This window comes from Faecalibacterium sp. An192, assembly GCF_002160175.1.
Classification (GTDB): domain Bacteria; phylum Bacillota; class Clostridia; order Oscillospirales; family Ruminococcaceae; genus Faecalibacterium.
In genome coordinates this window covers 19324-43577 of record NZ_NFKB01000029.1, presented here as the reverse complement: position 1 = coordinate 43577, position 24254 = coordinate 19324, and the positions used below count along the sequence as shown (strand labels likewise).

Annotated in this window: 31 protein-coding genes; 1 reads left to right on the top strand and 30 read right to left on the bottom strand. The window is 53.8% G+C overall.

From position 1 onward, the window contains the following. Nucleotides 1-190, top strand: a 190-nt coding sequence (locus tag B5F27_RS16995) for a hypothetical protein (RefSeq protein WP_206423001.1), incomplete at its 5' end; no start/stop codon positions are given. A gap of 80 nt (nucleotides 191-270) precedes the next feature. Here B5F27_RS16995 and B5F27_RS09945 read toward each other — a convergent pair. From B5F27_RS09945 to B5F27_RS09805, 30 genes are all read right to left on the bottom strand, one after another. Next, nucleotides 271-1149: a DUF4261 domain-containing protein gene (locus B5F27_RS09945; RefSeq protein ID WP_087367113.1), complete on the bottom strand. Its 879-nt coding sequence runs from the start codon at nucleotides 1147-1149 to the stop codon at nucleotides 271-273. Between the two features lie 192 nt (nucleotides 1150-1341). Beyond that, nucleotides 1342-2217, bottom strand: coding sequence for a spondin (locus B5F27_RS09940; protein WP_087323548.1), 876 nt, complete (start codon nucleotides 2215-2217; stop codon nucleotides 1342-1344). A 47-nt stretch (nucleotides 2218-2264) separates the two neighbouring features. Next, entirely contained in the window at nucleotides 2265-2978 is a 714-nt protein-coding gene (locus B5F27_RS09935; protein ID WP_087367110.1) for a hypothetical protein, read from the bottom strand. A gap of 11 nt (nucleotides 2979-2989) precedes the next feature. After that, nucleotides 2990-3769, bottom strand: coding sequence for a hypothetical protein (locus B5F27_RS09930; RefSeq protein ID WP_087367107.1), 780 nt, complete (start codon nucleotides 3767-3769; stop codon nucleotides 2990-2992). A 13-nt stretch (nucleotides 3770-3782) separates the two neighbouring features. Continuing rightward, a complete protein-coding gene (locus tag B5F27_RS09925) occupies nucleotides 3783-4142 on the bottom strand; it encodes a hypothetical protein (protein ID WP_087367104.1) in 360 nt (119 codons plus the stop codon). Between the two features lie 49 nt (nucleotides 4143-4191). Then, nucleotides 4192-4716 (bottom strand): DUF3885 domain-containing protein, encoded by a 525-nt coding sequence (locus B5F27_RS17265; RefSeq protein WP_242962154.1) that lies wholly within the window; start codon nucleotides 4714-4716, stop codon nucleotides 4192-4194. Nucleotides 4717-4899: 183 nt separating this feature from the next. Then, nucleotides 4900-5133, bottom strand: a complete 234-nt coding sequence (locus B5F27_RS17260) for a hypothetical protein (RefSeq protein ID WP_242962153.1) — start codon at nucleotides 5131-5133, stop codon at nucleotides 4900-4902. A 15-nt stretch (nucleotides 5134-5148) separates the two neighbouring features. Beyond that, the gene (locus B5F27_RS09915; protein ID WP_087367101.1) at nucleotides 5149-5508 is read right to left on the bottom strand and encodes a hypothetical protein; all 360 of its coding nucleotides are present in this window, start codon (nucleotides 5506-5508) and stop codon (nucleotides 5149-5151) included. 11 nt (nucleotides 5509-5519) lie between these two features. Beyond that, a complete protein-coding gene (locus B5F27_RS09910) occupies nucleotides 5520-6056 on the bottom strand; it encodes a hypothetical protein (RefSeq protein ID WP_087367098.1) in 537 nt (178 codons plus the stop codon). Nucleotides 6057-6060: 4 nt separating this feature from the next. Further along, nucleotides 6061-6321: a hypothetical protein gene (locus B5F27_RS17255; RefSeq protein ID WP_242962152.1), complete on the bottom strand. Its 261-nt coding sequence runs from the start codon at nucleotides 6319-6321 to the stop codon at nucleotides 6061-6063. Continuing rightward, entirely contained in the window at nucleotides 6299-6634 is a 336-nt protein-coding gene (locus B5F27_RS17250) for a DUF4304 domain-containing protein (RefSeq protein ID WP_242962151.1), read from the bottom strand. Before B5F27_RS17250 ends, B5F27_RS17255 begins: the two co-directional genes overlap by 23 nt. 39 nt (nucleotides 6635-6673) lie before the next feature. Then, nucleotides 6674-7423 carry an SMI1/KNR4 family protein gene (locus B5F27_RS09900; RefSeq protein WP_087367095.1) on the bottom strand — a complete coding sequence of 250 codons (750 nt, stop codon included), beginning with the start codon at nucleotides 7421-7423 and terminating at the stop codon, nucleotides 6674-6676. Nucleotides 7424-7452: 29 nt separating this feature from the next. Continuing rightward, the gene (locus B5F27_RS09895; protein ID WP_087367092.1) at nucleotides 7453-7782 is read right to left on the bottom strand and encodes a DUF4274 domain-containing protein; all 330 of its coding nucleotides are present in this window, start codon (nucleotides 7780-7782) and stop codon (nucleotides 7453-7455) included. Nucleotides 7783-7798: 16 nt separating this feature from the next. Then, nucleotides 7799-8911 carry a hypothetical protein gene (locus B5F27_RS09890; RefSeq protein ID WP_087367089.1) on the bottom strand — a complete coding sequence of 371 codons (1113 nt, stop codon included), beginning with the start codon at nucleotides 8909-8911 and terminating at the stop codon, nucleotides 7799-7801. Continuing rightward, nucleotides 8908-9186 (bottom strand): hypothetical protein, encoded by a 279-nt coding sequence (locus tag B5F27_RS09885; RefSeq protein WP_087247087.1) that lies wholly within the window; start codon nucleotides 9184-9186, stop codon nucleotides 8908-8910. The genes B5F27_RS09890 and B5F27_RS09885 overlap by 4 nt, the downstream gene beginning before the upstream one ends. Before the next feature lie 23 nt (nucleotides 9187-9209). Continuing rightward, nucleotides 9210-14831 carry a DUF2185 domain-containing protein gene (locus B5F27_RS09880; RefSeq protein ID WP_087367086.1) on the bottom strand — a complete coding sequence of 1874 codons (5622 nt, stop codon included), beginning with the start codon at nucleotides 14829-14831 and terminating at the stop codon, nucleotides 9210-9212. A 15-nt stretch (nucleotides 14832-14846) separates the two neighbouring features. Beyond that, on the bottom strand, nucleotides 14847-15197 hold the full coding sequence (locus B5F27_RS09875; protein ID WP_087367083.1) for a DUF6547 family protein: 351 nt from the start codon (nucleotides 15195-15197) through the stop codon (nucleotides 14847-14849). Nucleotides 15198-15221: 24 nt separating this feature from the next. Next, nucleotides 15222-16070 (bottom strand): hypothetical protein, encoded by an 849-nt coding sequence (locus B5F27_RS09870; protein WP_087367080.1) that lies wholly within the window; start codon nucleotides 16068-16070, stop codon nucleotides 15222-15224. An 816-nt stretch (nucleotides 16071-16886) separates the two neighbouring features. After that, complete coding sequence (locus B5F27_RS09860; protein ID WP_087367077.1) at nucleotides 16887-17441, bottom strand: RNA 2'-phosphotransferase; 555 nt, start codon at nucleotides 17439-17441, stop codon at nucleotides 16887-16889. A gap of 16 nt (nucleotides 17442-17457) precedes the next feature. Continuing rightward, nucleotides 17458-18426 (bottom strand): hypothetical protein, encoded by a 969-nt coding sequence (locus tag B5F27_RS09855; protein ID WP_087367074.1) that lies wholly within the window; start codon nucleotides 18424-18426, stop codon nucleotides 17458-17460. A gap of 11 nt (nucleotides 18427-18437) precedes the next feature. Then, complete coding sequence (locus B5F27_RS09850; RefSeq protein WP_087367071.1) at nucleotides 18438-18848, bottom strand: hypothetical protein; 411 nt, start codon at nucleotides 18846-18848, stop codon at nucleotides 18438-18440. Nucleotides 18849-18862: 14 nt separating this feature from the next. Further along, nucleotides 18863-19549 carry a hypothetical protein gene (locus B5F27_RS09845; protein ID WP_087367068.1) on the bottom strand — a complete coding sequence of 229 codons (687 nt, stop codon included), beginning with the start codon at nucleotides 19547-19549 and terminating at the stop codon, nucleotides 18863-18865. Nucleotides 19550-19551: 2 nt separating this feature from the next. Continuing rightward, entirely contained in the window at nucleotides 19552-20502 is a 951-nt protein-coding gene (locus B5F27_RS09840; RefSeq protein ID WP_087367065.1) for a hypothetical protein, read from the bottom strand. Nucleotides 20503-20517: 15 nt separating this feature from the next. Then, on the bottom strand, nucleotides 20518-20817 hold the full coding sequence (locus tag B5F27_RS09835) for a hypothetical protein (RefSeq protein ID WP_087367062.1): 300 nt from the start codon (nucleotides 20815-20817) through the stop codon (nucleotides 20518-20520). An 18-nt stretch (nucleotides 20818-20835) separates the two neighbouring features. Continuing rightward, the gene (locus B5F27_RS09830) at nucleotides 20836-21165 is read right to left on the bottom strand and encodes a hypothetical protein (RefSeq protein ID WP_087367059.1); all 330 of its coding nucleotides are present in this window, start codon (nucleotides 21163-21165) and stop codon (nucleotides 20836-20838) included. Continuing rightward, complete coding sequence (locus B5F27_RS09825; protein ID WP_087367056.1) at nucleotides 21155-21598, bottom strand: Imm51 family immunity protein; 444 nt, start codon at nucleotides 21596-21598, stop codon at nucleotides 21155-21157. Before B5F27_RS09825 ends, B5F27_RS09830 begins: the two co-directional genes overlap by 11 nt. 23 nt (nucleotides 21599-21621) lie before the next feature. Next, nucleotides 21622-22080 carry a C-GCAxxG-C-C family protein gene (locus B5F27_RS09820; protein ID WP_242962149.1) on the bottom strand — a complete coding sequence of 153 codons (459 nt, stop codon included), beginning with the start codon at nucleotides 22078-22080 and terminating at the stop codon, nucleotides 21622-21624. Next, nucleotides 22068-22937: an NADAR family protein gene (locus tag B5F27_RS09815; RefSeq protein ID WP_087367053.1), complete on the bottom strand. Its 870-nt coding sequence runs from the start codon at nucleotides 22935-22937 to the stop codon at nucleotides 22068-22070. Before B5F27_RS09815 ends, B5F27_RS09820 begins: the two co-directional genes overlap by 13 nt. Before the next feature lie 10 nt (nucleotides 22938-22947). After that, nucleotides 22948-23547 carry a hypothetical protein gene (locus B5F27_RS09810; protein ID WP_087367050.1) on the bottom strand — a complete coding sequence of 200 codons (600 nt, stop codon included), beginning with the start codon at nucleotides 23545-23547 and terminating at the stop codon, nucleotides 22948-22950. A gap of 71 nt (nucleotides 23548-23618) precedes the next feature. Further along, nucleotides 23619-24080 carry a hypothetical protein gene (locus B5F27_RS09805; protein WP_087367048.1) on the bottom strand — a complete coding sequence of 154 codons (462 nt, stop codon included), beginning with the start codon at nucleotides 24078-24080 and terminating at the stop codon, nucleotides 23619-23621. Between the last annotated feature and the right edge of the window lie 174 nt (nucleotides 24081-24254).

The following is a 24254-nucleotide window of genomic DNA, read 5'->3' as shown; positions in this document are numbered from 1 at the left end:
GACTTGGACCTTGCTTTATACCAGGCGTTTGCTGCCGTTACTTCTTCGGACTGTCGTAACTGGTTTGCTTGTGCCGGTTATTGTTGATATTTTATGGGGTTGCTCTAGGTATGATCCCATTCGTAACTTCCTCCGTAATGCAGCTGTAAAAACGAAAGGCCCGGACAAATTTCAGGAAACGGAGAACTAATACATATTGGCCGGTTTGCAGAAACGGTATAGGAAAATTCCCGGTCGGATTTCTGTTAAAGTTCATCACGACAGCTTCGATTATCGCCCGCCCGAAGCAAAAGTTCCCATATGAATATCCAGCACAGCTCTGGGCGGCTGAATCAAAGCGTCCTCGTACCGGCACTTCCATTGCAGATTCCGGCTCATCTGCCCATCCTCGACGCCATCCACCGTTTCGCCGTCCTGAATGGGATTGTCGTTGGCCAGGATGTAAGAGGCCAAGTTGTAAGCGTGATTGACCACCCAGTTGGGGTCCATGTCGTGGAAGTGATATTGCAGGTCCGGCAGATAGAGTGTGCTCATGCCCAGGGTGTCGATCAGCATATCCTCGGTGCCCTGGATGTTAAAGAAACGCACATTCACCCCGAATCGTATGAACCGGTCCGGCCCTTCGATCTGGTGGGAGCGTACATCCTCTGCCAGAAATAGTTTGCCACAGTTCTGGAAATAGAACGCCTCACAGGTAGGGTACAGTTCCGCCAGAGCGTCCAAGAAGTCAGCGTCCAGATTGGCCCGTTCCAAAGCTGGAAGGGCAGCCGCCAGCATATCGGTAGCGATCACCTGATATCGGCACTCCCGGAAGATCCGGTCCCGGTCCTCCTGGCAGTCCCACATCTGGCTCATCAGAAAAGCGTCAAAGCCTTTTCCCTTGAACTTGTCGCATTTCATTACCATCAGCTGCACCGGGCATTTGCCATCCTGAAATTCCGCGATATGGTCCAGGGCGGCAAAGCCCGCCATTTTCTTATCGTAACTGAAACACTCCACTCCGCCGATGTGCTTTTCCATTACAGCAGTCATGCTTTCCTTGTCCAGCATGGGCACTGGCTCTTTGAACAGCATTTGAATGAGGTAAGGTCCCCCGGGCTGGGGGCCTTTTTTGTCATCCAGGTTTTGTTGGAACACTTTATTGCTCATTCGATTTCCTCCTTATAGCAGTAGATCATGCGGCAATGGACAATCACTACTTTGTGTGTGGAGTTACTCCAAAAACTAAAAAAAGAGCCACGCAAAACAGGATCAGTCCAATGAAATTGCGTTCTATCAGCAGTTTTATGGCCATGAGAAGCAGAAAACCGCAAATCAGAACAATTATACCGTTCATTTCGTTCATTTTCCTTCTTTCGGTCTGTTAGCGAACAGCTTCCACCGGAACTCCAGCTCTCTCTGGACAAACTCTTTCGGCAGGCCTTGGGGATTGGCGATGAGATACCAGGCCCGAAAGGTGCGCTTCTCTGGGTCTGTCTCCTGCCGGTAGAGATGATAGCCCGCCTCATCCTCCTGCGTCCACTGTCCTGCCTGCCGCTTGGCCTGCACAAAGGGTTCCAACACCTGATCCAGTTCCTCTCTGGTGCGGCTTGAGGCCCAGGCATGATCCACATCCTTGGCATGGGACTGGTAGAACAGCAGCTTTCCGGTATGGGTCTTCGCCTTGCACTCCGGCGTTCCGCGCAATTCTGCCTGACGGCGGTACTCCTCCATCTGCTCCGCCGTTCCGTACCGTTCCACCATCTGCTCCCGCACATAGATGAACCAGCTGTAGTCCTCCGCCTCGGTGAAGGGGGCGCAGACCGGCTGTAATGCCTCCACGGGGTCTGCCTCGAAGCGGTCGATGAAGTCGAGGTAGTTGGCTTTGACCAGAGGCAGAAAGGTGTCCAGCAGCCCGGTGTTCAGCCGCAGGTCCTCTGTCAGCATCCGAAAGAATGAACCGCCTGTTGTGGGTACAATTCTGAAAGAGTAGAGGTAGTCATCTCCCTGCTTTATGATACAGCTGAAGCCCACCTCCACATTTCCATGGCCGATTTCGTAGTCTATGTAGTTGTAGTGGCTCCGGTCAAACCAGATCTGATAGGTCAGCCCGTTTTTTGTTTTCTTTTTGAAGTCGCCTTTTTTCAGCCGCTTCCAGCCCTTTTCCTCCAGCCCCAGGCCGTTCCACAGGTGGTCCAGAAGCTCCTGAAATATATCTGCCGGGCGTTTTTGTTCCATAGTCTCCACCTCCTGGCAAAACTTTTTCTGGAATTCAACTTCTGCCTTCACGGGTCGTCCTTGTTTTGCGCCATTGCTTGGGCGATCTGTTTCATGGCCATGTCGATATAGAGATACACCCCATCACGGTCGCAGTGGAACAGGTTGGAGTAACTTGTACTTTCATTCGGTCGGAGGGGGTTGGGCTCCACAACCTCGGTGGCTTCCAGCAGGCCGGCGCCCAGTTCTGCCGCAGCAGCAAGCGCTTTTTTCAGGACAGCAAACTGCCCGTCGCTCCAATGTTTCTCCAGATCTTCCAGCACCTTTGGTTCCTGCTCCAGATCTCGGAGAAGCTGTAAAACCTGATTGGGAGACAGATACACGCCGGAGCAGTAGTTTTCAAGGATCTGATTTTTTGCCGGGTTGGGCAGGACAGCCGGCACCACCTGCGCCCACGGGGTGAAGTACCGGGCATATTCCGGCTTCTCCTCCATCAGAAAGGAAAAGCTGCTCCCTCTGGTGTAATAGTAGTCCCGGAAAAAGCCCTGGACCACCGCAATATAAAAGCCGTGGCTCTTGTCAAACAGCTCGTCCGGTTCTGTCTCGGCACCAACCCGCAGGGTATCCAGATATTTCTCCGCATAGAAAACTTCGATTCCATGCTGCGCGGCAAGGGCCAGAACCTTTTCCTCCTGTCCCTGCCGTATCCAGGTTAGGGGAGTAAGATACCATTCCCGTATTTCCTCTGGCGAGATCGGGTGAAAAGTTACATCATATCCCATAAAAGTCCTCCTTAGTAATCAAGCAGGATGGGCACCTGCTGATCTTCGGCAAACCGCATGGCCCGCCAGAACATGGAGAAGGCAAACTTGGCCAGGGATTGGGTGTCATACTGTGTGTGTTCCGGGATCTCCGCCTTGCTGTAGTGTCCATCTGCTTCTATGGCTCCGTCTATCGGGTATCCCTCCGTGTCTGCCCAAGCCAGGATGGTATCCTCGTCGGCCTGCCACGCCAGCTGGTTCAGCTTCTCCAGCTCCTTCCGCAGTCCGCCCACTGTGGCGATGGCGGCGGTGTTATCGGTGGGCAGAGGTGCCTGGAAGAAGAATGCGTCCGCCAGAGGCAGCCACCAGGTAACCCCGCGGAACAGGGACCATACCTGTTCGTTATCTCCCGCAAGACGGGCGATCATAGGGTTTTCCATGAAGTCCCAGTCTTTCTCCACGGTGGGGGGCACCGGTTCCTTGTATGTATGGCAGGCGGCCACCAGCAGCATTGCGCCGAAGGCATCCCAGTCCGGCTTGTCGGTGTAATAGGGCTTCTCGTTATCCTCCGGCCAGGGAGCATAGGGGGGCTTGTCTGGCTGAGAAATGGCGCTCAAGATCTGATCCCGCCAGTTCTCTACCGCCGCCTGGATTTCAGCAGGGGACAGTTCTTCCTCGTTATCAGCTGCCTCTCCATCCGGCGTGATTTTTTGAAAGCTCCATCCATTTTCCTCCGCCCATTGCTGCGTGATGGTTTTCCAGTTGTGAGAATAGTACCGGGTTAAAGTTCCGGCGTAAAGATCAAGTCCCATTGCGATGCCTCCTTCAAAGTTCCCCGCAAGGTATCCTTGCTTTTTCATAGCAGGAAATTAGCTTGTCCAGCCATTCGTCCGAGTAGTTCAGCCGTTTGCTATCTGCAATCAGTCCAAAGTCGTCAGAGATGTACCCGGCCAACTCAGCATTCTCCGTTTTTTCGTAGACGGTGATGTATGCTTTCTTCTCTATTTCTCGGGTATCAGCAACCGTTTTTCCTTTTTTCAGTTCTTCGAGAGCATGATAAACCCTGACCCATTCGCTGTCAAAAGGATCATTGTCTCTTTGATCTAAGAAATTGTCTATATTGAGTTCTTCGTAATTGATTTGGCTCAGTTTATCAAGCAGCTCATACATTTGCTTCTCCCACATGAATTTTACCTCTTATTCCCACTCTAAGGGTTCCTCTGTTTTTGTTTGCTCAAAGCCGTTCCAGGGTACAGTCGTGCCCGGAATGGTCCGTATCCAAAATGATTTCCACGAAGGCGTCCATAGTTTCTTTCCCGAGATTACGGACGCTTTTTTCATAGGCCAGCCACTGGATGTGGATGGGTTGTCCATACTCATGCCGCCCGAAACCGCCCCGGAGAATATCGTTGAAGGCGTTCAGGTTCCGACCAATCTTCCAGTCCAAACCGAAGGTAAATACCCGCTCCACTTCGTCATAAAAACTGGCCATGTTAGAAAAGCGGCGACCATCGATGGTGAACTTCTGCCGCTGTGGTTGCTCCGCTGTAAATACCCGGTCGATCTGCTCCAGATTATACTCCAAGATCCAGCCATGAAATTGATGGTAAAGCGGCAAAAGCAGTTCTCTGGAACTGCCCAGCACATCCAGCCCCCGGTCATCGTACAGGTGGTAGAGGAACGGTCCAGGCCCTGTCAGATAGACGCTGGACACAAAGCCGCTCCAGCCTCCGATATATCCCAGAATGATCTCCTGCAAAAGTTGCTCCGGCTGAAAGGTAATCCCGCTGAGATCCCAGTAAAACTGCACTTGTGCATGGGTATCCCCATCTTCGTCCAGCTCTATGGTCGGAAGTTGCTCATTGGGAATCGGGAGTCCCGTTCGCTGCCGGATAACGGTCAGCAGGGACTCGGCCGGTTCTTCATTGGGATACCCGTCGATTCACAGAAGGTCCGGCACCGCCGGAAGTGCCCGATAGATCGCGGCGGCCCGGTCCAGCGCCCCCTGAACATAGGCGGGGTTGGTTTTCAGCTTTGCCGCACTCCTGTCCAGATAGATTGGTTCCTCCCCGCCGATCTCAAACCGAATGCCTACCGGCGCATTGTACAACAGAGGGTGTTCCAGTCCAGCCATGCCCAGATTATGTAGAATGTGTTCAAACCGCTTTGCCAGCATGGTATTCCCCCATTCTTATAACATTTCATACAGCAGGGCAGCGTCGCCCCTTACCAGTTCCAGATGGGAGCGCAGCGTTTCAAGCCCGCTTTGCACCGCCTCGGTGGGCAGATCCCAATCCGGGGCAATTTCAGCGGCCAGCTCTGGGAGGTTCTGCTCCCGCAGAGTTGCCAGCACATTAGACGCCAGCTCTCCCTCCAGCAGAACGCAGTCCAAGGTGTCTTCCGTCTGAGGGGCAGGGAAGCGAACATCCAGGCCCAGTTCGTACTCGCACCAGTCCCAGATGGCCATATAGACTGCGCCGGAGCAGTCGCCGTTGGAAAGTTCCTGCCGCTGGCCGTCTTTGAGAAGATAAAAGGATGCGATCTGTGACATGGCAGTTCCTCCTATATGTTATTCGCTTCCATCAGCCCTTCTGCCTGTATCCGAATCACATAGAAGGCCCGTACCCAGTCCAGCTCCTGCTCCATGGATTCCTCCAAAGCCAGCAGGCGGCGCTTTCCCAGCCTGCGGTCAAGAAGGGCAAAAATGCGGACAAGGGGGTTCTCGCTGACAAGGCTTTTCTCGATGCTTTGGTTGTCAAAGATACCAAACGCCTCATAGAACACCTTTTGGTCAAAGGTGCCCTGCTTCAGCGCAAAGGCATGAGCCTGGTTGATGGCCTCTTTTGCGGAGTCGCAATCTTTCAGCGTTGTGGACCGCAAATGATGAAATTTCGTCCACACATTCTCAAAATAGGTGTAGTAGTTGCTCCGCAGCACTTCCACGCCGTCCAGTCGAATGGCTGCCCGGCCCTCATGGTCAGCGCTTTTGCTGTAACTGGTGGCAAAATACTGGATGCGGCCCCTGAGCGCCGGGCACAGGTAGTCATTCTCGAGCTTGTTGCGGATTCCGCTCCAAGTGGATACTCGGCTGTTTGACATAGGCTTATTTCCTCTCTGCTGCATCGCACTGCTTTTGGAGATACTCCCGGAAACATTCAATGAACTCCCGATTCCGCTTTGGGACATCGAATCCCTTCCGATGGGGAAAGAACCCCTCTCGTTCCACATCATCCAGCAGCTTTGGCAGATCGGAAAACTGGGCAAAGAAGGGCAGAGCATAGTCCTGAATCTGTCCCGAAATCTCCTGGATGGAGCGTTCCCGCTCCAGCAGAGTAGATACCTCATAGCGGGGGGAAGTCATCATACCGGCAAGTCAGCCGGGCGATGGAGGTGCCCACGATACCGTCATAAGCCTCCTCCGGCCCTTGCTGCTCACTGCGCCATTGGGCAATCACCGGGGAACTCACATCAAAGAAGGCAGTAAAGGTGGTGGAGCCAAAGCGGATGGAAGGGGAAAAGTAAAAGGAGAACACAAAGATACCGTCTTTTTTGTAGATGTCATTTTTACTCTTGCGGTATTTGTAGCCCAGCGGAATCAATGGCTCCGCGATTCGCTCACAGGTGTAGACGAAGATCTCGCGGGGCTTGGTTCCCTTGGGGAAATCCTTCTTCTCCATGTTGCTACCTTCTTTCACTTCTTTACAGCGCGGCCTAAATCAATGCGCATTGAGATACCACGCCAGTTTTTTCTCCAGCAGCTCTGTCATGTCATTGCACAGGCGCTTTACTTTATCCTGCTCGTGGGCGTAATACCAGATGGTTTCCTCTCCGGGGCGAAGCAGGAGCAGGTCGCCGTCTGCTTCTTTCCAGAACTCGCCCAGCACACAATACCGCTCTCCATGAATGGTCAGATCAAACATCCTGGAAAGGGAAAGGGTCACGCCTGTGGATACCTGGATGCCGGCGGTCAGCAGGAAGAATGCCCGCACCTGGGCCGGAAGAGTAAAGCTCAGTGCTCTTTCCTGATTCCTGATCTGTTCCTCCGTGGCGGCGGGCTTGATCTCGTCAGAGGGGTCAAGCACCTTTGCCAGTGCCTTAGAGAACTTGGGGTAGCGGGCAAACAGCTCCGGGTTGTTGGCCTTGAATTCCTTTTGTTTTTCCCGCTGTACTTTTTTCTGCTCCTTGCAGAACGCGTCCAGTTCCGCCAGATACCGCTCCTGGTAGAGATTGCTGGCCTCAAATGCGGTGCCGCTCTTTTCCAGAATGGCGATGGCTCCCTTTTGGCTGCCAAACACCGGGATCCACTGAAAGCCGTGTCGGCAGGGCTTCAGCTTCAGAAATTCGCCCCGACTCAGCAGGGCTTCCAGCTCCAACTCGTGCTCGTCCCACCAGTTCCGCCAGCTTTCGGGCGTTTCCCGCCCCTCAACCAAATCCAGGAGTTTTGCAGTCAATGATTCTTTGTCCATAGGTGCGGTTCTCCCTAATAAATGAAAAACTATAAGTCCGTAAGAAAGATTTCTGCAGCTCCCTTTTTCCGCAGGTTATACTTCTGCACCTTGCTTAATGGAATTTCAAACGATGCGTCCATCTTGGGAAATCTGTTGTTTAAGATGTCCTCATACAGAACGGTAATAAATGGATTCCACTTTTGCAGCTTAGTTTTTCTCGCTGATTTTTCCAAGTATTCGTACCCGCCGGCCAAATAGAAAATCTCCAACGCCAATGCCAAATCGCAATCCGGGTCAGCGAGGATTGTTCTTGGGACTTCGAACCCGTCATCCCAGTTATACTCATCAAGTTTATTCTTTAAATCAGCATACGCCACTTCGTCCGCCTCCGTTTCAGAGGGCGCAGAAATAGATGCTCATGGCCCCGTAATCGGTGTGCAGGACAAGCCCACTCTTGGTAAAGGCAAAATTCACCTGCCGTACTACAAAGGGATCATCAATGGTGGCCAGCAGCTGGCCGCTGCCGGTATCCCATACTTCTATGGGGGAGCTGCCACGCTCCTGCTGAACAGCCATCAGGCTGCCGTTTGTCCGCACCATGCAGGTGTCTGAAAAACTCAGCCCCTGCCGGACAGGGAAGGGGAATGGATTGTCCGTCTCCTCTCCGGTTTGGGTCAGATAAAACTTGCCGCCCACCGAGAAGCACTGGTCATCCGGTGAGAAAAAGGGATGCCAGCCCGTATTGGGAATCACTACTTTTTGGGTGGACTTCAAATCGACCAGGATATACTCACCCTCAGTGACGCGGTAGGCCGCTTTGCTCTGCTGAGGAGACAGCATCCCGAAACAGTAATAGGCAAAATTCGGGTCTTTTGACTTCTTGCATTTCAAGGTCTCCCGCCATACCTCTGTATTGCAGCCAAAGTCAAAGACGACAATCTCCTCGCCTGTGTACCACAGGGCCAGGTCGCCGCTGGCATCCAGCATGGTTTTCATGCCGTTTTTCTTGTTGGCGAAGGGCGTGATCTCTTGGGTGCGGAGTGAGAACTGCTCCAAACGGTAGCTGTTGTTCAGCAGCAGAGTATCATTGGGGCAGAGAACCTGCTCATAGGTCATCCGCTTGGCACCCAGAGAGACCATTTCAAGGATCTCCCCGCTGCCATCGAAGTGGTAGAGGATCTCGTCCTCAAAATCTCCGGCTATCCTCGTCAGGAAGAAGTCATCTCGTGTGAGAGCGGCAGCCAGGGGCATGAAGCCGTTGCTGTCCTTGCCGACAAACCGATGGCACCGCGTCTGTCCAACGGCGGCGTCTGGATTGTGATAGATGAATCCTTTCCGCATCTGGCCCATCATGGCGCTGGCTGCCTTGCTCTTGACCTGGAAGGGGGAGTCGCACAGGATCTCTTTGACCTTCCCGCCATTCAGGCAAGTTCGGATGATATGTCCGTCAATTTCAATCCGCCACTGTTTGTTTGTGACGGGGTTGAGGAAGGTTTTTTCAATCATGGTTTTGACCGTTCCTCCTTTCGGATCAGGATGCTTTTTCCCTCGGAGTTGATGCTATACAGGTCATCCAGATGGATGTGGAATCCATCCCCGCGAAGAGTTTCTGCCATACCCAAAGCGGCTTTCGCCAAGAGAAGCAGCCCCGCCCGGTTTCCCGTTAGCTCCAATTCATTTCCATCAGCATGAGTGGTAAAGGAGAGGTGGGCTTCCGGTTCCACTGGAAGGATGGGCAGTTGTTCATCATTCAGTTGAATGGTCAGTGTTTTGATTTGCATTGCTTGCCAGGGCACCTCCCACATCAATCCCACCAGAGATACCAGACGGTGGACTGCCGCAGCACATCGGCCAAAGCGCCCAGGGTGGCATCCTCCGGCCCCTGGTCGATGACATCGGGGCAGAAGCCATACAGCTCCGCTGCTGTCTCAATGGCCTTCTCTTTGGGGACGGGGGCGGGGAGGGCAAACTCCAGCTCGTCATGGCTCATGGCCCCGGGCACCGCGCCGTACCGCTCGAACCAGTATTTGGCCGCAGCCATCAGCTGGGGTGTGTCGGGGCACTCGTTCCAGTTTCCGAAGGGCAGGTAGGCGAAGATCTCCCAGGGATTCTTGACCGGAATTTTCGCCAGAATGAGAGGATGGGTCATATCGGTGTCGGAATCCCAGTAGCAGGAGATACGGTTATTCTCATAGCCGCCCTCCATCTCACCCAGGATATCTTCCTCCCAGTCCATATCATCGTCTTCGGCTTCCTCCCGGCGCTGGGCGATTTGTTCTTCCAGAACGGTTTTGCCGTCCAGGATGGGGGCGGCCAGCATCTTCTTCCGATACTCCGTTACGGTCTTGAGGTCGAATTCGTAAATGTCCGCATCATGTTCCGGGTCGGCGTTCATTACCAGACACTCCAATAGCGTTTCGTCATCCGCCTTAATGAGCACCGGCACAAAGCCTTCGTGGGCGCTGTCCCGCTTGGCATAACTGTAAGCTGCCATGATGGGGTCATCGTCCTTCATGGAGGGGAAATAGGTACATTCACAGTCCAGATACTCCATAATGGCCCGGGCTGTATCAGAAGGTTCCAGCGTATCCTCGTCGAAGTCCTGCCCCTGCCAGTTTTCAAACCGCCGGTCGATGACTTTGGCCATAGCCTGGTAGTAGTTCTCGTCAAAGGGGATGAACAGATAGGCTTCATCCTGGATCTCGTCGGAGTAATTGCGCTCCTGGCCGATGACCCCAATGGCGTAATCGTCGATGTCACTGGGGAAGAAGGGCGTTTCCTGACCATTGGAATACGCACCATAATAATAGGAAGCAAATGCTCGGCCCCGTTTGTTGAACATCGGGCCGACCAGTTGCCCGTCCAGTTCATCCCGGATAAACTCCCGCAGGTCTACACTGCCCGGGTCTGTCTGAACCTGATAGACGATCTCGCCGTATTCTTCAAGGAATTCTTCGCCCATCAGGTCATTTTCCATGCACCAGCGCAGATAAATGGCCATGTGATTGTATACGTTGATCTCATCCACCGGCAGGTGCTTCTCTTGAATGGTTTCCAGGTGCCATGCTGCATCGTCCATCTCGACCACGCCGCCGTCGATCTCCACGTTGCCCATGGTGCCCCGAGTGATAGCATCCTGGCGGTTGGGATTTACCACAAACGAGATGCCCTCCATCTTATCCAGCAGAGCATCCGCGTCGTGGGCCAGTTTGAAATCCATCTCATCCCGGTAGAGGGGGATTACCTGGTAGAAGTTGACCTCCTCGCCGTTTGGCAAGGGGCAGACTTCGCTGCCATCCTCGGTGCCCTGGGGGCCGGTCAGGATGGCGGCGCAAAGCTGCGTGTTATTGGCATAGGGCTCTTGGTTGTCTGTGGTGTGGCCCCAGCCCAGCCAGGTGTCGCAGGTGATGGGCAGGCGGGCCAGGTCTTTCAGCAGGCGAATGGGCCAGTACCAACGCTCGTTTTTCAGGTCCTCGTGCTTCAGCTTCCAGTCCTTTGGCAGAGCAATGGCGAGTTCCGCCCGTTTCAGCTTGTATTCCGCCAGTTCCTCCGGCACATTCATCCGATGGGCACCCATACCCATGGTGACCAGGGTGTAATAGTTCCGCTCCTTAGAGGGCGGCACCACGCAGATGTCCACATGGATGTCCGGGGAGGCCAGCTCGTGGAACACGTGCTCGAATGCACCGAAATGCTGTTGGATGTGTCCCTCGACGATCTCCATCTCCTCCTCGGTGTAGACCTCGGGAACACCGGACGTCTCGTCCTGAGAGCCTTCTCCGTCCGGGCCGCCCTCCGACGGTTCCCAGGAGATTTTCAGGGTCATCTGATCCTCGGGCAGAGAGACCCCCGGGCTGCGGGTGATGGCGTGTTTATCGTCTGCCGCAAAGCCGATGGTTTCTCCATCATGGAGCTCCACATCGTTTTCCAGAACATAGGAGACAAGGCTGGCCAGGAAGTCCCGCAGCTGGTTGGGGTTGGCGTCGGTGCCCAGCACTTCCATCTCGTCCTTGCCGAACACATCCATGCCGTAAGTATAGCCGTTCATGCCGTTTTCGTTCCGGTACAGGCCGAACCAGATCCAGTTGAAGATGGGCAGCTCGTCCTCCTTCAGCATATCGGCAAAGCCCTCATAGAACCGTGGCTCAAACACCACGCCGCTGGTGTAGACGCCGGTGGCGTATTTCTGACGGCAGCAGGCGGCTAACATCTTGGTGAACAGCTTGCCTTTCTCCAGCAGGTCTTTCTCTTTGCCCAGAACCGCCACCATGATGTGGGCGCGGTGCTCCCTGGCGATCTTGACCGCATCCTCCCACATATAGTTGTTTTCTGCGTTGGCCTCGGCCTCGCCGCCGGGGATAGGAGAGGTGGACAGGCTGACGGCACCCAGCATATCGCCCACTTCAAACACCAGGGCGTCATCGTCTTTTTCTTCGCTGGCGTCGTATTCATCCACGGTGATGTCCCACTTTTCCTTCATGTCCCGGATGAACTGAGCCTTGTCCCATTCTCCCTTGGACAGCAGCACAAAGCCGGTAAAGACACCTTTGTGGTCGCTCCCATCCTCATCCTCGGCCCGCCTGTCGATTTCCTCCTGGCACTGCCGGATGACAGCCGGGGCATCCTTGTCCTCAGGGTCCAGCTCCGCCCACCGCTGGGCGTAGGGGATGGCCTTTTCCTCCTGAGCGTAGAGATACTGATATCCATAAGCCATCCGCATATTCCACTGGGCCTTGTCCTGGCCTTCCTCCCGAACCGATTCCAGCAATGCAATGGCTCGGAGCAAGGCTTTTTCTGCCTTGTAGTAGGGCGGTTCCTCCTGATGGTCGCCCAAAACTGCGTAGTTTTCCAGCGCCCGGGCCATGGCATAGACGATGCGGTAGTTCCGCAAGTCCTCCGGGATGGCGTTCAGTGCCTGGATGCAGCGGGTGTACTCGTCCTCGTCGTTCCATTGTTCCAGCTGCTGGAAGAATTCTTCCTCATTCTCCGGGGTGTAGGGGATATAGTCCATACCCGTCAGCGTCTCGTCCAGCTCAGGGATCTGATCCTCATCGTCCGGCTCCTCCTCGGGCGGCGTTTTCACGTTCACCGTGCCTGCTTCACGGCGGAAGGTGTGGAAGCTGGCCCAGGGAACATCGCTGTCCGCAAAGAAGGCTTTGGCCATTTGCAGTGCCGCCTGGAGGTCCCAGGCGATGAAGTCTACATAGCCGCAGAAAAGACCGGTAGCTCCGCCGATGAGGGTGAGCACCTCGGGGCCGTCCCCGGCGGCAAACACTTGCTCCAGTTTATCCCGGAAGTCAAAGATCTTATCCGTTCCTTCCTCCTCCCGCAGGGTATCCAAAGGATAGCAGAAGAAGCCGGCCACCGCGCCGTCGGCATGGAGGTCATCCATAAAGTCGTTGTCAGCGTTCAGATAGCCGTTGATGAGGGCCGGGCAGCAGGTGGAGCCGACCATCACATCCAACCGCCAGTCGGCTTCCGGGTCCTTGTTGGGTTCCATTTGGTAGCCAAGATAGCTCTCCAGATAGGCTTCCGGGTCAGTGGAAAGATTCGCTCCCTTTTCCTTCAGCTTGTCCGGCAGCTGGGACAGGAGGAATGACTGCTCCGCCTTGGGTTCCTCCAGCACATCAAAGCTGTCTATGTATCTCATGTGGGGAATCTCGCCCAGCACCTGATCGGTGAGGGTGGTGAGCATCCACCATACCCGACCCTCCGCCTCCTGGAGCATAGGCAGCAGCTTTTCACAGTAGACAGAGAGGGCGAAGCTGTTTTTGCCCTGTTCCTCCAGCCAGATCTGCACATCCTCCCCGGAAATGTCCCAGCCATCGTCGGTGCGAAGGCCGATGGTTCGGATGGGCTGACGGCCCACAAGGATGTTCCAGTGCTCCAGCACCTCCTTAGGGGCATGCTTCTGGAAATAGATCAGCTCAAACAGCTTGACCTTGTCCCCCTCCGGGGTGAGGATCAGCTCGTACTTCTCGCCGCCCACACCCATCTCGAAGGAGATCTCGTCAAACGTCTGATTCAGAATCCCTTCCACCCGGTCCACCAGCTCCTGGCCCCGGGTGTGGTCCTTGTCCTCGTCCATCATCCGGCGCAGCTGGGCTTCCTGCCGGGCAAAGTCTTTCCATGCAGATTCTGTCCGCTCCCGGAAGCACTCCAAAAACTGCGGCAGGGAAATGCCCTTCTTGCATGAGTCGATCAGTTCCTCAATGTCTTGTCGGGTGTTGAGTTTCGGATCATCACCGGGATGCAGTTCCAGAGCTTTTTCAAAATACCGCAGGGCACGGCCCTCCTGGTCCAGATAATAATAGGCATACCCCATGCGGAAATTCCAGGAATAAGTGTCTCCCTGTTCCTCCTCGTGGGACTGCATCAGTTCCAATGCCTGATGAAGCAGCTTTCTTCCCTCCGGCTCGCCGGGGACTGCCAGATTGTTGTAGGCCCGGGCCAGCTCCATGTCGGTCTCCGGGGTACGCTCTGTCTCGGGAAGGGCGGTCAGGGCGTCAACGATCTTCTGGTGCTGGTCTTTCTCATGCCACTTCTGACACTGCTGCAAAATATCCATATCCGGGTCCTCCTCGTCCTGTTCTGGTTTCCAGTCTTCGATTGGCTGAAACGCACCATTCCCGTCCCGCTCAAAGGCGCAGGGGGCGGGGGTGTTCAGCAAGGGGATAATATCGGGGTCATCGTTGCAGATGGTGTTGAGGCCGTAAATACCGGCATTGTTGGGGTCATCCATGTAAGCGTCGCTCTCGTCACCGGCGGTGAAGCGCCAGCCGCTGTCCCAGTCGCCGTCCGGCTTCTCCCGGTAGCAGTAGCCAACCTTGCAGCCCTCCACCGTGATGCGATTGGTGGCAATGCAGCCACTGGCTCCTGACCAGTCGGGGAGCAGATTCTTCATGTCCTCTGCCTTCACATGGTAGTCCCGGTTGCGTCCAGCGGCCTCGTACAATTCCTTCCGCAGCGCCTCAACATCCCGAGCCATCTCCTGGATTTCCTCGCCGCTCATCATCTCACTGAGGTCATAGGCCAGAGGATTTTGAGCAAAATCCGCCAGGGCCTTGTTCATGGCGTTGTGTTCCTCTGGCGTGGCGGTGATGCGGATACGGCGGGAAGGGGCGTTGTACTCGTCCAGATCGTGGAGGTTCACACTGCCGCTGACGCTGCACTCCAGCAGGATGGCAGCCAGATCGGTGACCACATCAATGGCGAAGTGAAAGTCCATCTCCACGCCGCTGGAATGGGTGAATTCCAGATACTCTGCGGTCTGGTGGAAGTCCCAGTTTTGCTTGTCCAGTCCGATTTTGGCAAAAATCTCGCTGAGGGGGATTTCCTCCTTCTTCTGGTCGGCCAAAAAGTCCACAAGGTTCAGACTGTCATCCGAGCCGCCGATGTAGTTGCCCCAGTATTTTTTGATATACACTCGTTCCACCTCCTTTTATTCCGGCCACTCATCTCCGTCACAACGGCTGATGAAGTCATAGTGCAGGCTCTCAAAACAATCGTTGGGATAGGATTCACCGTCCTGATGAAGCTCCAGCCCCTCCAGATCCATCATCTCATTGATATATGCAAGGGTATCGTGGATACCCGCAATATGTTCGTCCTGAAGCATCTCAGCCAACACACCTTTCTGCTCCTGGCTCAGTGCGGCGAGAAGATCATTCTTCGTCTTGTTATCCTCCGTCTTGGGAAAGCCATCACCCTTGACCCACCGGGCGGTGATGCTGTCTTTCCGCTCCACAAGTCCGTCAATGAATGCTTTGTACAGTTCCAGCTCCTTGCTCATGCTGATCCTCCGTTCCCAGGCATTTTACTTGCGGATTAGGCTCCCATCATCTACGAAAGCGGCTTCCCGGATACGCCGGAGAGATTCCGGCTCCAGCAAAAACTCCCGTAGGTTCGGGTCCTCAAAGAAGGACATGGGGCGTACCTGTGTTGGCCCGGCAACCGCCCACAGCCGCGATGTTGCCAACCGCTCTGCTGTCTGGAGAGCTTTTTCATGCTCGCCCAGATAGAGATAGCGGGCGATGGCATCCCGATAGGAAGAGTCCGCCAGGGGTACGCCCTGAATCTCCTCAAAGAGAGCTACGGCATCTCTGGCAGTTCCGAACATGCAGCAGTGGTTATACAGCTTCCGTTTGGCGTCTGGATCGTCCGGCGAGAGCTTTTTATTCTGCCCTGCCAGCTTTGCCCAGAGCTGCTCCTTTGTCTGCGGTTCCTCCGGTTCATGGTAGGGATAGTTCTTGTCGTTGTCCGCAAAGGGCATAACGCCCCGCTTGAGGTAGTCTATCAGGATGTCACAGAAACGGTCCCGCTGGGGGAGGCCATTCTCAGCCCGGATACGTTCCTGTTCCTTGGTCAGTGCCTCGATCAGCTCCTGCTCCCGATGGAGCTGGATGGCGGCCACCGTCATGGCAATCATGTGTTCATCGCTCACATTGCTGTAATACCACTCCTCCAGCCAGGGGAGAATGGTCAGATCCAAGGCCAGAGCCTTTTCATAGTCCATGTTGAAGTAGGCAACCTCGGTCTTGACCGCTGCTACCTGATGGGGATATTTACCGGCAAAGGATTCCAGGGCGTCCAGGGCTTCTTCTTTGCCGTCCATAATCTCATAGCAGATCATACGGACTTTCTTGGGCAGTTTCACGACATCCATGACTCAACCTCCTTTTGTGACATTTTATCATATTTAGGCCATAAAATCACTGTTTTTTTGTTGCGATTGCTTCTGATTGGATTTTGGCTGGTAAAGGCACGGCCAGTATGTCCCCGCAATAAAGTATTCAAATTTTCTTCCGCGATGTTCTCGACCTGCCGAAAGACCGGCTTGATTGCCCATCAGCAAAGACAGGCGAGGCTGTCAGCGGTGGCTCATGAAATGTGCAGTTCCTCTTGACCGTTGCTGGCTCGGTTGCCTTTGCTGTCTCCACGATAAATGGAAAATTACCCACCTGTTTTTGATAGTCTGTTCTGCAAGAAGGTAACAGCGGCTTCATGTACTTCTTCTCTTAATTCGCCCTGTGTAGGACTTTTTGCAATCCTCTGTATATCCGAGAGAATACAATTTATGCTCTCATCGGAAAAGAGAGGTGCCAGACAGGTGATAATCCAATACTTCCATATGTCGTCTTTTTCATATGGACTTAAAACTCTATGAATTAAAGGGACAAGGGCTGATTGGTGTAAAGCGAGCACCGACAAAATAACACCAGCGACAGGCCAATTACAGTCCTGTATCCACTCCAAAAGAGAGGGTAATCGGCTCAATCTCATTGTCAGTAAGGTGTTTTAGCCTCTCTATATTTGAACTATCAAATTTGTTTTTTGGCACTAAGTCGTGAATATCTGTCATATTAGCTCTTAGTCTCCAGCTCAAATTTTATTTTGTCGTTCTCCAAATACTTTTTTCTTTCTTAAAGAAGACGGAGTGTGTTGTTCACCTTGTCTGTACCATACGCAGTACGCATGGTATTCACTCCTCTAAGCGTTTCAGGTACGGAGCAGGGACCACCTTTGTCAGCCACACTCCATTGGCGGATAAATAAAAGCGATATCCATCCCGGTACATCTGACCTGCGGCCACCAGATAGATTACGGGTTCTCCGTGCCGCCGACCTACTTTTTCGGCAGTTTCGGGATCAGGGGACAGATGGACATACAGGCGGCTTTGGGGAAGCAGTCCCTGGGCCTCAATGGAGGCGGCAAACCGCTGGGCTGTTCCGTGGTAGAGCGTTTCATGCGGTTCGGTTAGGGTCAGTTCCACATCTACCTGAATGGAGTGTCCCTGGTTGGCCCGGATTTTGGTTCCGTCCTCGCTGAAGGAATACCGCTGCTTTTCATCACTCCGCATGATTTCCTGCAAGATGTCCCGATTGATGGGGTACTTCTTGCTGATGCCTGCCAGCAGCGCATTGACATCCGCCCAGCCGTGGGCATCCAACTTGATTCCAATGACCTCCGGCTTGTGCCGAAGGATCAAACTTATATACTTGCTGATCTTTGTGAGATCGGGCGTTCTTTCTCTCATGTTGTCCTCCGCATTCTCAAATTAACTCCACCCGGATAATGGGCCGGTAGAAGTCATAGTCGCCGTTCAGTTCCTTGTCCTCCTGCACTTCCGGCTTGCAGTGCGGCGAACAGGGCAGGAAACCGAGGAAAATTCCAAGTCCGCCGCAGATGCTGCGCCCGCCATCACCGCCGCAGGTGGTAAACTGCTCGGCCTTCACGACCTCCCGCATATAGGGGTCATAGGCGATGGACAGACCAAAGAAGTTGGGCTCCTCCATATCAATGGGCTTGTCCTCATCCTCCGGGCTTTCAAAATGGTGCAGGTGCATGGAGTAGTCCATTCCATCTCCCCAGGGGAATAGGGTGCGGCACCCACCGCCGCACAGATAGGCCCACTCGTCCGCCGTAGGCAGCGAAAGCCCCTGCTTTTCCAGACTGGCAAGGAGCGTTTCATAGTCTGTAGGATTATAAATGCAGATCTGAAAGCCCTTTTCCGTCCGCTCAATGCGTGTTGACTGGTGCAAGGTAAGGCTGTCAAGGTCACTCCAGGCAAACTCCCGGAACTTCTTCAGCCAGTCAGGATGGGCGGTCAGCCTGGGATCGTCCATTGTGACCTGCTCCCAGCAGAGTTCTTCCAGCTTTCGGCCCACCAGCATGGGGCCAATGGCTGCCTGCCGAACGGGAGCCATGCTTTCCCGGATCATCTCCTCTGGGTCCTGTTCCATCTCCCATTCCTGGAACAGATAGTCCAGTTCCTCTCGGCTGTCTTGATCCAGCCCAACCGCAAACCGTTCCCAGCCCAGGGTGACGGTATCGCCGGGAACGAAAACATACTCCCGGCCATCTTTCTCAAATATACCGGTGGTGCAGCTCTGGCCCCAGCGGTCAAAGGTATGCAGGCCGAGAAAAGTCATATTATAACGAGCAGCAAGGCTTTCCATCAGCGCCTGCTTCTCGGTGGTTTCCATTTGATTGAATTGGGTGCGAAATAGTCTTTCGTTCATAGCAAGTCCTCCTACAGCCTATCCAGATTCTCCTGTAGATCGCCCTGCATCAAGTGTTGGGCAATGGCTTGGTTCAGTGCCTTATGGGGGTGATAGGCTGCCTGCTCTACATCGTGGAGGCACTCCGCCATCAATGCCTCTGGCGAAATGCCTTCCCGTTTGCCATAAAGATGGCCGAAGGCATAGCACACAGACTTTAGAAAGTCAAAAATGTAGTCGTGATTTCCGCGCATACTGGGCAGATCATTGAATGAGCCCATACCACCGTATGCCCGAAGATGATGGGCAACCTCCCGCCGCTGATTCCAGTCCTGAATGTCCCGCTCCAACCAGTCGATCCAGTTCTTGAATTCCGGATGGTCTGCCTGAAGGATTGAGCGCAGACAGATCAGAGCCTCAGTATAAATATCTGTCTGTTTCATCAGATTCCTCCCAACTATTTTCCGAAATGCTCCAGATATAAATCCCGCACAGAATAAGGGCCTACAAGGTTCGTTTCCTGCCGGCCATCCCAGGAATACATATAAATTTTGCCCTCGTCCCCAATGTATCGTTGCTCCTCAAAGGGTGCGGGAAAGGGAAAAATCTCTACCATGCTCCAGTCGATCTTGGGTTTCAGCCCATCAAACTCCTCGCGCTTGAGCCTTTTGAAGTTAAACACCAATGCTGCCCCAATCCCATCGAACAGCAAGTCTGCGTATTCTCTGGGGGTGATACTCTCGCTCACATTGGCGGCATCAACATTCACATCCAGAACCTTGTTGCCGCAGTTTGTCCAGATTTTATCAGGAGAGAACCAGGTGGTGCGTTCCTCAGAGCCTGCAAAGTCCTCACGGGGATACCATCCGTTTGCGCTGTCCGGCTTGACGCCTTCCCGAAGCGGCCCGTTGTACGGGGAAAGCGGATAATATCGGTGCCGCACCGGATCAAATCGGTCAAAGGCAATTTTCAGCTGATATCTATGCTTTTCACTGCGCATGAGCTTATGGAGCTTCACGATATGTTCTTCGATCAAGCTCCAAATGTACTCATCCACACGGATGGATACACGGGGGCGGCTGAATAGTGTGATTTTGTTGGTGTCTGTATCTACATTGAGCCAGACACGATTGATCTCAACCATTGTTATTCCTCGCTTTTACCAAGTACCCCGCCATAGAGAACGCCGTTTTTCCCGAGGAACAGCATCTGGCTGCAAAGCAGGCTGCACTGCTCCACAGCGACTTTGTTTCCATCACAGGTGGGAATAGCCTCCCGCTTTTGCTCAAGGCGATCACCATGAGCGGTAAGGAAGTAGAATTTGTTATGTTTCTGATACCCGCCCTGAAACAGAAAAGTATCACCAGACGGGGCAACAGAAAAAGCTCCGCTTCCTTCGATTGGCAGTTCAAACACAAGATCCTCTTTGAAGGTCGTCCGCACCAGCTGGAATTCATCGTAATAATAGAACCACAGGTTTTCTTCTTCGTCCAGGCTGATGGCATAGCAGTCATAGATGGAATACTTCTCATTCTTCCAGAGAGGAGTTCCCTCCGATGTCCATGCAATCAGGCCGCAAGCACCCAGAGGTTCATCCCAACCGTAATTACCAAATACACCTTCGTCAAAGTAGCTGGTAATGATGGTGCCATCTTTTTTTACCACACAGTCTTGAATGCCATCCCCCAGGCAGAAACGGGACAGCACAGCTCCATCCCGGCTGACAATCCAGGCGTTCTTGTCGGGGCCGTTTTCCCGATAGGCACACCTTGCTCCCAGCAGGAGGAAGTGTTCGCCTACAGGCCGCAAATAATGAAACTGGAATTTCAAACGGCCAAGAGGAAACAGCGTCGTTTCCAGCACCCGCTGTTCCGCCCAATCCAGCTGGATTTCCACTGCGGTATAGGTGGAAGGGGTACTGAGCCAGTCCTTCCCCTGTGTTTCGGACGGCTGTTCCATGAGAAGATAGACTTTTCCATCCCTTGCCGTGAAAAAGTCTGTGACTTCTGTGCCCTCCAGATGGTTTCCCCGGCGCAGCTGGTCCAAGTCAATGATGGGGAACAGCGGCAGATTTTTGGCTTTTTTAGGTTTGTTCATAGAGTCTCCTCCTGTCTACTTTAACGCTCCATCATAGGTATGAGTTTCCCAGATGGCCTCAAATTCTGCTTTCTCTATTACACAGGCGTGGAATTCCTCGCCCCAGATATGGGCATTGAATTCTTCCGCGGTTGGAATGGGCAATACCTCTATCACACCATCATAAAGGTCCGGGATGTTGCGGGTGTGGCTATCCGCAAAGATGTCGATGGAGCGACGAGCCAACCGCTCATTTTCGGTATCCACTTCATAGAGGATGACCGGTGGTTCTCCCTCTGGTGCGCCCTCCCAAAGGAGCTTGATGTACTCGATCATTTCGATCCCCTCATCGTATCATTTGAAATAGTAATACCAATTCCCGCCAAATTCCCGGTCACATTCCTCCTGTGAGGCAAAGGTGCAGTCCTTGATTCCCTCAATGGGGTAATGACGCTTTATCAGCTGCTTTCTGTGATAGGAATTGATCTGTTCTGTCAGGCCGCTCTGCTGCGCCGTCTCTAATTGCGAGTCTGTGGCAAAGATGTAGGACACAAAGTAGTTGTCCGGCTGGATGTAGTAGCCAAACTCAATGGCCTGCTGGATGTCATCGAAGTGGTGTTTTACATCCTCCATGCAGGCTTCTATTACTTTTCGCCATGCAAACTCCTGATCTTTATTTCTCATGTTCCACCTCACCTATACCGAGATAAGTCCCCATCGTTTTTTCATTGTCACAGGCCGCCCGGATCATTTTGGACAGTAGCATCAAATCATCGATGTATTGGGAGTACACGCAGAACACATCTTCGTCGGAGTCGAAGTGAAACAGATCCTCACCGCTATTGTTTTCCTCGAACTCCCGGATCACGCCCCGGACCAGCCGTTCCCAGTCTCCGCTGCTGCCGGTCAGTCCCAGCCGGCAGAATTCTTCGACCCGGAATCCGTCATTGATTTTCAGCAGAAGGGAGATTGCATAGGGGTGGTGGGGAATGAGAAAGAATGGCGCGATCTGCTCCGGCTTCACCCAGATTTTGAAAGGCGGGCGCGGATCAGGTATCCAGGGCAGAATCTCCCATTCATCATCCTGGCGATTTCCGTATTGGCAAAAGTCCTTCATGCAATCCCTCTCTTTCCGGCACATCAGGAGCTCAGTTGGCCTCCGTTTTCCGGGCGGAAGAGCCTGCGGCCCGCCAGCAGTTCCTCCAGCTTTTTGGCCAGCGCCTCCACAATGGCGTGGCAGGGGCGTTTGTAGCCTGGAATTTCCAGGCGTTGCAGCCCGGCACACTGGAGGGTTTCGTATTGGTTCAACATGAACAGGGTCAGCTCCGAGATAAGCTGGTATCCCTCCATATTGTCCACGTCGGTATGGCCTTCCTTGGCGGTCATCAGACCGATGATTCCCACGGCCACCGTAAAAGCCCCGCAGCAGGACACTTCCGTCTGCATCCCGATGCCCATTACCGAGAACATCTTGCGGGTTTCCTCGGATAAATGGAGGCCGTAGTATTCGTTGCAGGCCCGGAACATAGCTTCGGCACAGGTTAAGTCGGTGTCGATGTGGTAAAAGTTGACCAGTTCGTAGAGTTTCATGTTTCCCATACACTGCTCCAATCGCAAAGCATTTCGTTTTCTGTCACCCGGCGCAGCTCGTCCCGCACTTCCATCAGCGCAAAGCCCAGCAGGTTTTGTCCCCGCCATTTTATGGGGTCCTGGGCCTCGGGAGAGCTGGCCGGGAGGCGAATGCCCCAGATGTTATCATAGGGGCTGGCCTCCACCAGCACACTATCTCCGGTGGAAAGCAGAAACTCTCGCAGCTCCCGGTTCTGGCTGAATTTGTGCCAGTTGCCAAGCAGCACGATGGCGTATTTGAACTTGTCCCATACTTTCTGGTCAAAGCCCCGCACCTTGCGGCCCAGGGCCTTGATTTGTTTAGGGTCGCTACATTTCAATATCTGCTCCCGGATTTCATTATCACTAAAGAGCTCCGCCTTGCCCGCCATCATATACTGCTCCATACAGAGGTAGGAGTCAGCCGTCGTATAGAAGTCCTCCATCCACCACTGGCTGAGGCAGCTTTTTGTCAGCTGGCCGTCTTCAGAAGGCTGATGTCCCCAGAACAGGCACAGCTTTCGCGTTTTCCCCGCGGCAAACTCCTGCTGGAGCCACTGGCGGGTGTACTTGGGCTGGCCCTCCGGCTGCCACACATCCACCAAGAAGTCACCATGCTCCAGCACCTTGCTGCTGTCCTCGTCATCCCACCAGCCTTTCCAGGTCACCGGCTCGGGAAAGAGGGCGCGATATTCCGTACGCTCCTCCGGGGAGAGGGTATCCAGCCAATCGCCAAATCGGTCTATGTAATCCTCCCCATAGCCCATGCGCCAGCCAATGGAGTATCGCTCGATCTCCCGGTGGGCCAGCCAAGGGGGAGGCATGATTTTCTTGTCTTGTAGTGCCATATTGTTTTCCTCATTTCTCTTGCAGTTTCTTCAGCAGCTTCACGATCCGCTCCCGGTTCTTTGCGGTTTTCATGAAGGTGGGGAGATGGTCGGCCTGGGTCTTTTTCTGGTTTCCAGATGGCTTTTCCCGCAGGTCGGCGCTGAGATAGCCGATCAGATACGCAAGATGCTCCTGGTTGAGGGCCCAGACCGGCTTACCCTGGAAGGAGGTCAAATACCACAGTTCCAGGCCAAACCAGGGGTCCTTCCCATCCTTGATCTCAGAGGCGTAGGAGAAAGCCTTTGCTGTTTTGTGTACCTCGCCTGGCATGGATGCCCCGCAATAGGGGCAGGCCACATGGAGGACGGAAAAGTGCTGTTTTGCCGCATCTTCAATATCCGCCCGGTAGTATCTTCCGCAGTTTTTGCACTGGTTATGGACATCGTAGCGGTAGACCGTCCGATCCTGCGTCATCCGGTGGCCGCAGCTTAGGCAGCGAAAATAGGCGTTATCCTCATCCGCTGTCACCACACCTGCGCCGTGGCACTTGGGGCATTTCACTTGGATGCCGGTGGTGAAAGCGCTGTAAACGCTATGGGTGAAATAGGGTTCGTCAACAATGCGGCTCATATAGCGCAGCCTTTCTTCTGAGAACATTGTATCATGTTTGAAGTCCTATAAAGTTCCAGACAATGTGCATTTTAGTCTGGAATGGTGATTTCGCTGACCTGTGCCCCAAAGCCTTCCAGGAACAGTTGGACGTTTTCGGGGGAGTCAGGGGAGAAGCTGTCAGAGAGAATCGGAACACCGGTGGCCAATACGGCATCGTCCTGTCCGACCACAAAGGAAACCATGACTGGGGCGGCATTTTCATAGGTGTAGAGGTAGAGGGTGTTTTCAGTCAGGCCGTCGCAGACAAAGGTGTCCGAAACGGTACAGATGCTGGCGGCGGCCAGGGTTTCTGCACCGTCCAGGGCATTGATCTGGTTGGCTGCGGCGCTCTGGATGGCGGCATAGATGCGCTTCTGCAAAGATTCAGGAAAGCCGGTCAGATCGGCCTGGCCGGTAAGGCTGGTAACGGCCTGGTCGGAAAATTGGATTTCATAGACAGCTTTGGGCTGGGAGAAGTCCCCCTGGCCAGCGTTTGACAAAATTTCTCTCACAGCGGGGTCGCCTGTAAAGAGGGAAACCCAGGCTTCGCTTTGGATTGCTTCGTTCATTTCAGATACCAGTGCAAGGCCATGACTGTAAAGTTCCGAAGCAGGGGAGGAAGTGGTTTTGCTGTTACAGGCCCCAAAAAAGAGGAGAGCCGCCAGAGATATCGCAGGAAAAAGAAT